Source organism: Kitasatospora indigofera (assembly GCF_014655955.1).
GTDB lineage: Bacteria > Actinomycetota > Actinomycetes > Streptomycetales > Streptomycetaceae > Kitasatospora > Kitasatospora indigofera.
The window spans coordinates 25,351-37,346 of record NZ_BNBO01000034.1; the positions used below are offsets into that span (position 1 = coordinate 25,351).

Annotated in this window: 12 protein-coding genes; 4 read left to right on the forward strand and 8 right to left on the reverse strand. The window is 73.1% G+C overall.

The features are described 5' to 3' along the window. The first annotated feature begins 193 nt into the window (after positions 1 to 193). Positions 194 to 3,316 (forward strand): GH92 family glycosyl hydrolase, encoded by a 3,123-nt coding sequence (locus IE329_RS25470; protein WP_190213306.1) that lies wholly within the window; start codon positions 194 to 196, stop codon positions 3,314 to 3,316. 143 nt (positions 3,317 to 3,459) lie between these two features. On the opposite strand, the gene IE329_RS25475 is transcribed toward IE329_RS25470, so the two are convergent. The 5 genes from IE329_RS25475 to IE329_RS25495 all read right to left on the reverse strand — a co-directional run bounded on the left by IE329_RS25475 (position 3,460) and on the right by IE329_RS25495 (position 8,860). Further along, on the reverse strand, positions 3,460 to 4,755 hold the full coding sequence (locus IE329_RS25475) for an MFS transporter (protein ID WP_190213307.1): 1,296 nt from the start codon (positions 4,753 to 4,755) through the stop codon (positions 3,460 to 3,462). Continuing rightward, positions 4,752 to 5,291 (reverse strand): ArsR/SmtB family transcription factor, encoded by a 540-nt coding sequence (locus IE329_RS25480; RefSeq protein WP_190213308.1) that lies wholly within the window; start codon positions 5,289 to 5,291, stop codon positions 4,752 to 4,754. The genes IE329_RS25475 and IE329_RS25480 overlap by 4 nt, the downstream gene beginning before the upstream one ends. Further along, on the reverse strand, positions 5,278 to 5,838 hold the full coding sequence (locus tag IE329_RS25485; RefSeq protein ID WP_190213309.1) for a hypothetical protein: 561 nt from the start codon (positions 5,836 to 5,838) through the stop codon (positions 5,278 to 5,280). The genes IE329_RS25480 and IE329_RS25485 overlap by 14 nt, the downstream gene beginning before the upstream one ends. 300 nt (positions 5,839 to 6,138) lie before the next feature. Then, positions 6,139 to 8,124, reverse strand: a complete 1,986-nt coding sequence (locus tag IE329_RS25490) for an APC family permease (RefSeq protein WP_229927748.1) — start codon at positions 8,122 to 8,124, stop codon at positions 6,139 to 6,141. A 313-nt stretch (positions 8,125 to 8,437) separates the two neighbouring features. Then, positions 8,438 to 8,860, reverse strand: a complete 423-nt coding sequence (locus tag IE329_RS25495; RefSeq protein WP_190213310.1) for an arsenate reductase ArsC — start codon at positions 8,858 to 8,860, stop codon at positions 8,438 to 8,440. 103 nt (positions 8,861 to 8,963) lie between these two features. Between IE329_RS25495 and IE329_RS25500 the strand changes: the two genes are divergently transcribed. Together IE329_RS25500 and IE329_RS25505 are read left to right on the forward strand one after the other, a co-directional pair. Beyond that, positions 8,964 to 9,275, forward strand: a complete 312-nt coding sequence (locus tag IE329_RS25500; protein WP_190213311.1) for an ArsR/SmtB family transcription factor — start codon at positions 8,964 to 8,966, stop codon at positions 9,273 to 9,275. A gap of 55 nt (positions 9,276 to 9,330) precedes the next feature. Then, positions 9,331 to 10,101: an aquaporin gene (locus IE329_RS25505; protein WP_190213312.1), complete on the forward strand. Its 771-nt coding sequence runs from the start codon at positions 9,331 to 9,333 to the stop codon at positions 10,099 to 10,101. A 234-nt stretch (positions 10,102 to 10,335) separates the two neighbouring features. Here the strand turns inward: IE329_RS25505 and IE329_RS25510 are convergent, their stop codons facing one another. The 3 genes from IE329_RS25510 to IE329_RS25520 form a co-directional block, all read right to left on the reverse strand. Further along, positions 10,336 to 10,809, reverse strand: a complete 474-nt coding sequence (locus IE329_RS25510) for a GNAT family N-acetyltransferase (RefSeq protein ID WP_190213365.1) — start codon at positions 10,807 to 10,809, stop codon at positions 10,336 to 10,338. Positions 10,810 to 10,825: 16 nt separating this feature from the next. After that, positions 10,826 to 11,176 (reverse strand): ArsR/SmtB family transcription factor, encoded by a 351-nt coding sequence (locus tag IE329_RS25515; protein WP_190213313.1) that lies wholly within the window; start codon positions 11,174 to 11,176, stop codon positions 10,826 to 10,828. Positions 11,177 to 11,238: 62 nt separating this feature from the next. Further along, complete coding sequence (locus IE329_RS25520) at positions 11,239 to 11,601, reverse strand: ArsR/SmtB family transcription factor (protein ID WP_190213314.1); 363 nt, start codon at positions 11,599 to 11,601, stop codon at positions 11,239 to 11,241. Between the two features lie 129 nt (positions 11,602 to 11,730). On the opposite strand from IE329_RS25520, the gene IE329_RS25525 reads away from it, so the two are divergent. Continuing rightward, a complete protein-coding gene (locus IE329_RS25525; protein ID WP_190213315.1) occupies positions 11,731 to 11,982 on the forward strand; it encodes a hypothetical protein in 252 nt (83 codons plus the stop codon). The last annotated feature ends 14 nt before the right edge of the window (positions 11,983 to 11,996 follow it).

The following is an 11,996-nucleotide window of genomic DNA, read 5'->3' on the forward strand; positions in this document are numbered from 1 at the left end:
CGAATGAATCATCAACTCCCTTAAAACGCTGGTAGTTGATGTTGTGTCATGGTCTTGACGGGCAATTCACCGCGTCGGAACAATTGCGTCTCGCTTGGTAACGTTCCCATCCGCTCGGAGCAATGACCGTACCCCTGAGACCGCTTGCCGCCGGTCCCCCGCGGCGATCCGTCTCCACTCGAAGGTGGTCCCCGTGCTCTCAACCGTCCTCAGGTCCCGCGCCGCCGCGGTGGTCAGCAGCGTCCTGCTGGCCGCCTTCGGCGCCGGCGGGCTCGCCACGGCCCCGGCGCACGCCGCGGTGCCCAACCTCACCCAGTACGTCGACCCGTTCATCGGCACCGACGACAGCAACGCCCCGAACCCCGTCGGCGGCGGCGCGGGCGGCTCCACCTACCCCGGAGCCGTGGTGCCCTTCGGCGGGGTGCAGTTCAGCCCCGACACGCCGACCGCCTCACCGTCCGGCTACCGCAACTCCGACACCTCGATCGAGGACTTCAGCCTCACCCACTTCGACGGAGCCGGCTGCCCGAACAACGAGGACCTGCCACTGCTGCCGGTGACCGGCGCCCTCGGCGCCTCGCCCGGCACCAACTGGACCGGCTACGCCTCGGGTTACACCAAGTCCAACGAGTCCGCCTCGCCCGGCTTCTACAAGAACCGGCTGGACAGGTACGCCACCGACGTCGAGCTGACCGCGACCACCCGGACCGGCATGGGCCGGCTGACCTACCCGTCGCAGGCCGCCTCGCAGCTGCTGATCAACACCAGCCGCAGTGCCACCGGCAACCGCGGCGGCTCGGTCAAGGTGAACGGTTCGGAGGTGACCGGCAGCGTCACCGCCGGCGGCTTCTGCGGCTCCTCCAAGACCTACCAGATCTACTTCGACATCCGCTTCGACCGCGCCCCGAGCGGCTTCGGCACCTGGGCGGGCGGCACGGTGAGCGCCGGCTCGGCGAGCACCTCCGGCACCAACACCGGCGCCTACGTCACCTTCGACACCACCGGCTCCCAGACGGTGCAGTTCAAGGTGGCCCTGAGCTACGTGAGCATCGCCAACGCCCAGGCCGACCTCGTCGCCGAGAACAACGGCTGGGACTTCGGCGCCGTCCGCTCCGCGGCGGACGCCTCCTGGAACCAGATCCTCGACCGGGCCCGGGTCACCGGCGGCTCCGCCACCGACCTCAAGAAGTTCTACACCGCCCTCTACCACGTCTTCCAGAGCCCCAACATCGCCAGTGACGTCAACGGCGACTACCGGGGCTTCGACGGCGCGGTGCACAACTCCTCACGACCGGTCTACCAGAACTACTCCGGCTGGGACATCTACCGCTCCTGGGCGGCGCTGATCGCGCTGATCGCCCCCACCGAAGCCTCCGACATCGCCAAGTCGATGGTCCTGGACGGCCAGCAGGGCGGCCTGCTGCCCAAGTGGTCGCAGCAGACCAACGAGGACTTCGTGATGACCGGCGACCCCGGGCCCATCATCGTCGGCAGCATGTACGCCTTCGGGGCACGGGGATTCGACACCGCGGCCGCGCTGGCCCTGATGAAGAAGGCCTCCGAGGGCGGCACCGCCCAGGGTTCGCCGATCCGCGGCAACCAGTCCACGTACACCAGCCTGCACTACCTGCCCGGCGCGCCCTCGGACTCGCTGGAGTACTCGGCCTCCGACTTCGCCGTCGCCCAGTTCGCCAAGGCCCTCGGCAGCACCTCGGACCACTCCGCCTACATGACCCGGGCGCAGTGGTGGCGGAACACCTTCAGCACCGAGTCGGGCTACACCCAGCCGCGCAACTCCGACGGCAGCTGGAAGTGGCCGCTCGACCCGGCCGCGCAGGCCGACTTCACCGAGGGCAACGCCGCCCAGTACACCTGGATGGTCCCCTACGACTTCGCCGGCCTGATCAACGACATGGGCGGCCGGCAGACCGCCGTCCAGCGGCTCGACCACCACTTCACCCAGGTCAACGCCGGTCAGAGCCTGCCGTACTACTACATCGGCAACGAACCCGAGCACGGCGTGCCGTGGGCCTACAACTACGCCCGCTACCCCGCCGGCGCCTCCGCGGCGGTCCGCAAGGTGATGACCGAGTCCTTCACCACCGGCGCCGGCGGGCTGCCGGGCAACGACGACCTCGGCGCCACCTCGGCCTGGTACGTCTGGGCGGCCCTCGGCCTCTACCCCTCGACCCCCGGCGCGGACACCCTGGCCGTGCACGGCCCGTCCTTCCCGTCCGTCCTGATCCAGCGTCCGGGCGGGAACATCACCGTCAACTCCACCGGAGCCGGCTCCTACGTCCAGGGGCTGAAGGTCAACGGGACGGCCACCGGCCACAACTACCTGCGCTACCCCGACGTCGCGGCCGGAGCCACCCTGGACTTCACCATGGGCGCGGCGCCGAGCACGAGTTGGGGCACCGGCGCCTCGGACGTACCGCCCTCCTTCGAGGACGGCGCGACGCCCGTGCCCGCCGCCCCGGAGCTCGGCACCAACCTCGCCCAGGGCCGGGCGACCACTGCCTCGGCCCCGTGCGCCGCCGCGGAGTCCAGCGACAAGGCGGTCGACTCCTCCCTCCGGAACAACAGCAAGTGGTGCTCGACGACGGCGAACGCCTCGCTCCAGGTCGACCTGGGGTCGGCGCAGACGGTCGCCTCGGTGGTCGTCAAGCACGCCGGGCTCGGCGGCGAGAACACCGCCTGGAACACCGGCGCCTTCCAGGTGCAGACGAGTACCGACGGCGCCGCCTGGAGCACCGCGGCGACCGTCACCGGCTCGCGCTCCAGCCGCACCTACACCCCGTTCGCGGCGCGCAGCGCCCGGTACGTCCGGGTGGTGGTCTCGGCCCCGTCCAACACCGGCGGCAACACGGCCACCCGGCTCTACGAGCTGGAGGCGTACGCCTCCGGTCCGGCCGCGCCGGGCACCCAGGCCGGGCCGATCACCTCGGGCCTGAACACCGCGAAGTGCGTGGACGACTACTCCTCGTCCACCACCTCCGGCAACCCGGTCGTCCTGTGGGACTGCAACGGGAGCGGCGCCCAGAACTGGACGCCGGCCGACGGAGCCCTGCAGGTCCTCGGCAAGTGCCTGGACGTCACCTCGTCGGGCACCGCCAACGGCACCCTGGTCCAGCTCTGGGACTGCAACGGGACCGGCGCCCAGCAGTGGCAGGCCGTCAACGGCACACTGGTGAACCCCAACTCCGGCCGCTGCCTCGACGTCCCCGCCTCGGACACCACCAACGGCGTCCGGCTCGACATCCGGGACTGCGGTGGTGGCGCCAACCAGAGGTGGAACCTGACCGCCTCCGCGTAGGAGCGGCCGTCCGGCCCGGTGCCACCCACCCGCTCCCGGGGTGGGTGGCACCGGCACGACCCGCAGACCCGGCCGGACCGGCCACCGGCCGCCCGCCGCAGGGCCCGGCACCGGCCCTGGTGCGACGCCTCCGCGGCGCGGCGTCACACCAGGCCGGGGGCACTCTCCCGGGCGGGCTCCCGGGACGCCGGGTGGTCCGGGGCGGCGGCCGGGGCGGCGGCCCGCAGCGCCGCTTCGACCCGGCGGTTGCTGGTCATGGACGCCGTGACGGCCGTCATCGCCAGGAGGAGGAAGCCGGCGGCGTAGAGCGGGGTGCGGACGTCGTACGCGGTGGCCAGCCAGCCGCCGAGGAACGCCCCGACGGGGGCGGCGCACATCGCCAGCATCCGGGAGGTGGAGGCGACCCGGCCCATCAGGTGCGCCGGGACGATCGCCTGCCGGAGGGAGGGCGCGAGCACCATGGTGGCTCCCATGCCGGCCCCGCAGACGGCCAGCGCCGCCCCCGCCACGTACGGGTTCGGGGCGACGGCCAGGCCCAGGACGGCAAGCCCCTCGACGGCGGCCGTGCAGGTCAGCGCGGTGCCGGTGCCGAGCCGTCGGCCGAGGTGGGAGGCGATGCCCGCGCCGAGCAGACCGCCGGTGGCCTCCGCCGTGAGGAGCAGGCCGAAGCCGTAGGTGCCCGTGCCGAGGCGGTCGTGCGCGAAGAGGGCGAGGACGGTCTCCACGGCGAGGAAGGCGATGTTCCCGACCGCCGGCCGGAGCGCGAGCCCGAGCAGCACCTTGTCCCGGAAGACGTACGAGGCCCCGGCCCGGGCCTGCCGCAGCAGCGACTCGCGGACCTCCGGCACGGGGCGGGGCATGGCGGGCAGCGTACGGACGAGCAGTGCGGAGAGCAGGAACGACACCGCGTCGGCGAGCAGCGGAACCGCCCGTCCGAGCGCGAGCAGCGCACTGCCCGCGGGCGGCCCCGCGAATCCGGACATGGCGGTCTGGGCGCCGCGCAGGCGGGAGTTGGCGCGCTCCAGGAGCGCGGGGTCGCGGCGGAGCAGATCGGGCAGGTAGGCCGTGGCGGCCGTGTCGAAGAAGAGTCCGCCAACGCCGAGCAGGAAGGCGACGGCCGCGAGCAGCGGAATGCTCAGCGCGTCGAGCGCGGCCGCCGCGGCGGGTATCGCGAGCAGCGCCGCACGCGCCGCATCGGCGACCCACATCGTGCGGCGGCGGTCCCAGCGGTCCACCAGCGCACCGCCGAGCACCCCGAGGAGCAGCCACGGCAGCGTTCCGGCGGCCGTGACGACGGCGAGCGCCATCGGGTCCCGTGTCAGCGTCAACGCGAGCAGCGGCAGCGCGGCGTGCGTCACCCCGTCACCGAGCGAGGAGACCGTCTGCGCGGTCCACAGCCGTCCGAACCCGGACGGCAACTTCGCGACATCCGTGGTCACTTGGCGTCCCCCTCGGCCTGCACGAGCACTGCCGGGCGGAACAGCGCGAAGACGAGCGACGCGTCCGGCAACGACGGATCGGACAGCTCCCGGTACTCGTCCGCCAGAGCCTCCAGCCGCGCCCCCAACTGGGCGAACTGCTCCTCGGTGAGCCGAAGATGGGCCATCCGCACGTGCCGTTCCCCGTCGGCGGGCGACGCCTCCAGGTCCGCCACCGCATGGCGCATCAGCACGTCCGGCCCTCCCTCGCCCGGATCCGGCAGCTCGATCGACCGCGCGGCCATGGCGTAGTACCGCTCGGTGACGCCCCGGACCTTCCGGGTCCGTACCACCTTCACCAGGCCGGCCCGCTCCAGCAGCCGTACGTGATAGCTGGAACTCCCCTTCGCGAGGCCCACTCGCTCGGCGATCTGCGTGATCGTCGCCGGCTCGAAGCGGAGCACGGCCATGATCCGGTGACGGGTGAGGCTGGAGACGGCGCGCAGCTGCTCGTCCGTGGTGACGTGGAACGTCTCCGGAAGCTCATCGGTAGGCATGCGAGTAATGGTCAACGATTCTTGACCATTGCGCAAGGCGATTCCCGCGAACCGGCGGAATCCGCTGACCCGGCACACGGAAGGTCCCGCCGTCGCCGGCCGCCGCTGCCCGGCGGGGGGGTGTCGCGGCCTCCCGGAGCATGGCCGCCGCGTCCACGGCCGTCGGCCCGGGCGGCGGTGGTGCTTCCGGCAGCGCGACGCCCGTGACGGCGGACAGATCCGCGGCGTTCATCTCCAGCAGTGCGGCGTGGTCGGTGACCAGACGTGGCGTCGCGTGGAGGTCCAGCCACGCGGCTGCCCGCCGGCCGACGCCCGGGGCCACGGCTGGTGGCACGTCGAAGCCGCCGCCCCCGACCAGGCCGCGCACGCCTCGCTCGGCCCGCAGCGGAGCCTGCTGCAGCACCGGCCGCCCGCCCGGCCCGCCGTCGAGACGGCCAGCCGGTACCTGCCCGCCGATCCGGCGGCCCGCGTCGGGCGCGACTGGTTCGACGTCGTCCCGCTGTCCGGCGCCCGGACCGCGCCGGTCGTCGGCGACCTCGTCGGCCACGGCCTCCGCTACGCCCGGCCGCCGCTGGAGCTGCGGCTGATCCACAACGCGGGCCCGATCTGCGAGGTCTCCGACGGCAGCAGGACCAGCCCCCGTCCGCACCGGGCGCGCGCCCTCGACGGGGGCGGCCGCGGGCTGTTCACCGTCGGCCGGCTCACCTCCCGCTGGGGCGCCCGCCACACCCGCACCGGCAGGACCGGCTGGACCGAACAGCCCATCCGGCGGCCGGTGCAGGCGGCGGGGGCGACCGCGCGGCGGGCCGGCCGACCGGCGGGCGGCCCGACCGGTGGGCCGGGCGCCTCAGCCGCCGACGTGGATGCGCGGGCGGCGGGCCGGGTCGGGTTCGTTCCTGCGGATGATCTCGCGGGTGACGGGGGCCGTGTCGCCGCGGCCGAGGAGGAAATAGCGGAACATGTGCTTGAGGGGGCTGCCCTCGGCCCAGGCGAAGTAGCAGTGCGGCTGGATGCCCGTGGTGTCGCGCAGGGCGAGCAGCAGCGCGGCGATGGCGTTGGGGGCCGCGGGCGCCTCGGCGCGCAGCACGCGGTAGCCCTCGATCTCGACGCCGTGGACGGTCAGGGTCTCGCTGAAGTCGGAGGGGTCGACGACGTCGATCTCCAGGAACAGCACGTCCGCGGCGCCGGGTACCGGGTTGTCGCCCCGCTGCTCGGCCTCCTTGTCGGCGTACTCGGCCCGGTCGCCCGCCTGGCGGCGGTTGGCGATGATGTTGATCGCCTGGTCGTGGGCGACGGTGTCGGCGAGGAACCGGCGGGCGTCGGGGTCGAACACGATGCGGTCGGCCCGCAGTTCGGTGGTGCGCGTGACGCGCGAGATCACCGACACCGTGATGATGCCGGCGATGAACATCCCGGAGATGGCGATCCCGTCCGGCTTGTCGACGATGGTGGCGACGAGCGCGTAGAGGAGGACGGCGGTGAGGACGGCGAAGCCCGCCGTCGCCGCCCGCCGCCGGCGGCGCAGGGCGGAGACGGTGACGGCGAACGCGCCGGAGACCATCATCGCGAGGACGCCCGTGGCGTACGCGCCGGCCTGCGCGTTGACGTCGGCGCCGAAGCCGATCGTGATGACGACGCACAGCGCGGTGTAGACCAGGACGACGGGGCGCACCGCGCGGGCCCACTCGGGGGCCATCCCGTAGTCGGGGAGGTAGCGGGGGACGATGTTGATCAGCCCGGCCATCGCGGAGGCACCCGCGAACCACAGGATCAGGATCGTGCTGATGTCGTAGACGGTGCCGAACGCCGCACCGACGTGCTCGTGCGCCAGCCAGGCCAGCGCCCGGCCGTTGGCCGCCCCTCCCGGCTCGAACTCCTCCCGGGGGACGAGGAGGGTGGTGACGAAGCTCGCGGCGAGCAGGAAGACGCTCATCACGACGGCCGCGGTGGTCAGCAGTCGCCGCGCGTTGCGGATCCGCGAGGCGAGCCGCTGTTCGGCCCCGGCGCCGTCCGAGGCGATGAGCGGCATCATGCTGACCCCCGTCTCGAATCCCGACAGGCCGAGCACCAGCAGCGGGAAGGCCAGCAGGGCCGGACCGGCCAGGGCACCGACGCCGCCCCCGCCCTCGGCGAGCGCGTGGGTCCAGGCCGGCCAGACGCCGGGCGTGGTGACCACGTCGACCGCACCGACCGCGATGACCACGGCGTTGAGCACCAGGAACACCGCCACCAGCGGGATCGCCACACTGACCGCCTCGCTGAACCCGAGCAGGAACACCCCGCCCAGCAACAGCAGGAGCCCCACCGTGATGGCCACCTCGTGGCCGTGCAGGGCCGCGGGGAAGAGCGGGTTCTCCACCACGTGCACCGCCGCGTCCGCCGTCGAGAGCGTGATCGTGATGATCCACGACGTGGCCACGAAGCCCAGCAGGACCAGCACGAACAGCTTGCCGCGCCAGAACGGCAGCAGGTCCTCCAGCATCGCCACCGATCCCGCGCCGTTCGGGCTCTCGCGCGCCACCCGCCGGTACATCGGCAGCATCCCCAGCAGCGTCAGCGCCACGATCAGCAGCGTCGCCAGCGGCGACACCGCGCCCGCGGCCAGGGCGGCGATCGCCGGCACGTAGGCCAGGCTGGAGAAGTAGTCCACGCCGGTCAGGCACATCACCTTCCACCAGGCCTGCTTCCGGGTGTGGTCCTCCCCGCCCGCCGGGCCGGCCGGCTGCACCCTGTCGTGCAACAGCCACCCCGCCAGGCCCCGGGCCGGGCGGGCCCGCAGCGCGGGGTGCTCGACCACTTCGGGCACACCGAGTCCGTCCAGAGCCTTCGTCACGTCCCCCACACCCTTCCTCTGCCCGGACAACACGGCCGGTCGCCGCGACCCACCGAGCGGTGGCCCCGGAGCGGGGCCACCTGAGGTGGGGTACGGACCGGTTGCCCGGTCCACGGACACGCTTGTGCCCCGTGAACGGCGCCTCATCCGTCATCCGGGGTGGGCAGGTGGCCGGGCGGGGGCCGACGGGCGGCCGGCCCGGGCGGAGGTCCGTGGGCCTCTCGCGTCCACGGGCTCCTCGGCATCCACGGGCGAGGGGTGTGCGCGCGGGTGCGGGCGCGGATGCCGCCGCCGGAGGGGGCGCTCCTGGGCGTCAGCTCTCCTGCCGCCCGGCGTCGATCTCGGCGATCAGGCCCTCGATGAGGCGCTTGATCTCGTCGCGGATGGGGCGGACCGCCTCGACCCCCTGGCCGGCCGGGTCGTCGAGCTTCCAGTCCAGGTACGTCTTGCCGGGGAAGTACGGGCAGGCGTCGCCGCAGCCCATGGTGATGACGTAGTCGGAGGCCTGGACCGCGTCGGTGGTCAGCACCTTGGGCTTCCGGCCGGAGATGTCGATGCCGAGCTCGGCCATCGCGGCGACCGCCGACGGGTTGATCCGGTCCCCGGGCACGGAGCCGGCCGAGCGGACCTCGATGCGGTCGCCCGCGAGGTGGCGCAGAAATCCGGCGGCCATCTGGGAGCGGCCCGCGTTGTGGATGCAGACGAACAGCACGGACGCGGAGGCGGTGGTGGGCATGGCTCTTCCTTCGTCGGGACCCGCGGCGGGGCGCGGCGCTTCTCAGGCCCGGGCGGGCCGTTCGGCTTGGGTTTTCCGCCGAGGGCCGCTAACGTATCAGCCCATGGTGATGTCAGTCGACAGTGACGTGTTGAAGGCCCTGGCCGACCCGCTGAGGATCCAGATCCTCACGCTGCTCGCCCAGGAGGCGCTGTGCACGACCCACCTCGTCGAGGAGACCGGCGCCCGGCAGACGAACCTGTCGAACCACCTCAAGATCCTCCGGGACGCCGGGCTGGTCGACACCGAGCCGTGCGGCCGCTTCACCTACTACTCGCTCCGCCCCGACGCCCTTGAGGCCGTGGCCGCGGAGTTCGCCGAGCTGGCCGCCACCGCCCGCGAAGCCGCCGCGGAAAACCGCAAGCGGTCCTGCTGAACCCCGCAGCCCGATCCGGCGGCCTGTCCCGCCCCTTTGCACGAGGAGTTCGTCCGTGAGCGCCATAGACGAGGCCAGACCCGACTTCGCCGAGGCCGAGACGCCGGCCGTCGAGCCGCCCGCCGTCAGGCTGGTGAACCGGGTTGCCGCTGAGCTGGTCGGCACCGCCGCCCTCGTTGCCGTGGTTGTCGGATCCGGCATCCAGGCCACCGAGCTCAGCAAGGACGTCGGCCTGCAGCTGCTCGCCAACTCGCTGGCCACCGTCTTCGGCCTCGGCGTGCTGATCCTGCTGCTAGGGCCCGTCTCCGGCGCGCACTTCAACCCGGTCGTCACGCTGGCCGAGTGGTGGACCGGCCGCAAGGACCCGAAGGGCCTGGGCCCGCGCGAGGTCGCCGCCTACATCCCGGCACAGATCGTCGGCGCGATCGCCGGGGCGATCCTGGCGGACGCCATGTTCGGGGAGCAGCTGGTGAAGTGGTCGACCCACAACCGCTCCGCCGGGCACCTGCTGCTCGGCGAGGTCGTCGCCACCGCCGGCCTGGTCCTGCTGATCTTCGGCCTCGCGAAGACCGACCACCTGCGGTTCGCACCGGTCGCGGTCGCCTCCTACATCGGCGCCGCCTACTGGTTCACCTCCTCCACCTCCTTCGCCAACCCGGCCGTCACCGTCGGCCGCGCGTTCACCGACACCTTCGCCGGCATCGCCCCGGGCTCCGTGCCGGGCTTCGTCGGCATGCAGCTGATCGGCGGCCTCCTCGGCCTGGCCCTGGTGGCCCTGGTCTTCGGCCACCGCCGCCGCACCACGACCGCAGCCGCTCCGAACTGAGCGAGGTCCGGCGCACCCGGGCGCCGCTCATGCGGGCCCGGGCCCCCGGGCGGCTTCCCCCGGGTGTGGGCGGCCGGCTCGCCCGGGGCGGGCACTCCCCCAAGTGGTGGTACCTGATCCACAAGGACTTCATGGCCGTTGCGCTCGTCTGCCGCTCCCCCACCCAGCACTTCGGCTTCCACCACCGCGCCGGCCCACCCTCGGCAGCGCCGGCGGCCGCCGGCCGGCTCGCGCTCAGCCGACGACCGGGCTCCGGCGTTCGACCAGCACGACGTCGCGCCAGACGCCGTGGTGCCGGCCGATCCGCTCGCGGGTGCCGATGACGCGGAAGCCCGCCCGCCGGTGCAGGGCGAGGCTGGCGGTGTTCTCGGGGAAGATCCCGGACTGGACGGTCCAGATGCCGGCGGCCTGGGTGGAGTGGATCAGGGCGTCCAGCAGGGCCCGGGCGACGCCGCGCCCGCGGGCGTCGGGGTGGACGTAGACGGAGTGCTCGACCACGCCGGCGTAGGCGCACCGGTCGGAGACACGGCTCGCGGCGACCCAGCCGAGGACTCGGCCGCCCGGCTCAAGGGCGACGTGGCGGTGGGCCGGGAGCTTCCCGGCGTCGAACGCCTCCCAGGCCGGGGCCTCGGTCTCGAAGGTGGCGTTGCCCTCGTCGATGCCGGCCCGGTAGATCGCCAGGACCTGGGGCGCGTGGGCCGCGGTCATCGGGGCGACGGTGAAGTCAGCGGCCACCGTCGCTCCCCTCTCCGGCGGGGGCTTCGCCGAGAATCGTCCGCACGGCGGCCGGGAAGACCGCCAGGCAGGTCCGGTTGACCTCGTACCGGGTGGAGGTGCCCTGGCGCTCGGCCAGGACGAAACGCACCTCGGCGAGGATCTTCAGGTGGTGCGAGACGGTGGACTGGCCGACGCCCGCCCGTTCGACGATCTCACCGACGGCCATCGGCCGGCCCTCCATGGCCAGCAGGTGGAGCAGCCGGACGCGGGTCGGATCGGCCAGCGCCCTGAACCACGCCGCGTACCGCCGGGCGGCCTCCGCGTCGATCAGGGGCGTGGTGGAACGCATCTCATTCATCGACCATCGACGATAATCGATGAAAGGCCCTTGGCGACAGCCCCGGCAGCCGGGGCGAGCCTTCAGCGGGCGGCCGACAGCAGGCCTGCCATCGCGGCGAGCACCTCGGGGGCGACCCGGTAGTAGACCCAGGTGCCGCGCCGCTCGCTGGTGAGCAGGCCGGCCTCGCGGAGCTTCTTGAGGTGGTGGGAGACGGTGGGCTGGGAGACGCCGACGTCCTGGATGTCGCACACGCACGCCTCGCCGCCCTCGTGGGAGGCGACCCGGGAGAACAGCCGCAGACGCACCGGGTCGGCGAGGGCCTTGAACATCGCGGCCATCTTCACCGAGTCCGCCTCGGACAGGGCCGCCGAGGTGACGGGCGGGCAGCAGGGCGCACCCTCGGGCTCGACGACCGGCAGCTCCAGCGACTTCAGATTCGACATATGTCTATGTTGACATCCATCGAAGTGAGCGGCAAGCTCGACAACGCATCGACAAACGTCGAATCAGCGAAGCGGGTGGCTTCCCCCCGGTCCGCCGACGAGTACGTGCCGCCCGACGAGGAGATCGCCATGAGTGACAGAGCCACAAGTGACCACGCCGTGAGTGACAACGCCACAAGTGACCACGCCGCCCCCGCCCCGGACGCCGCCACCCGGCCCACCGCATGCTGCGGCCCGACGGCCGGCGAACGCCCGGCCGTGGAGGTGACCGTGGCCGCGGCCCCCTGTTGCGGGACCGCCGAGCAGGCCGCTTCCGCCGGGGCCTGCTGCGCCCCGGCCGCCGAGCGCGAGGCCGTCGCCGCCGGCGCCGGCTGCTGCTGACCCGGCCGCGCCCC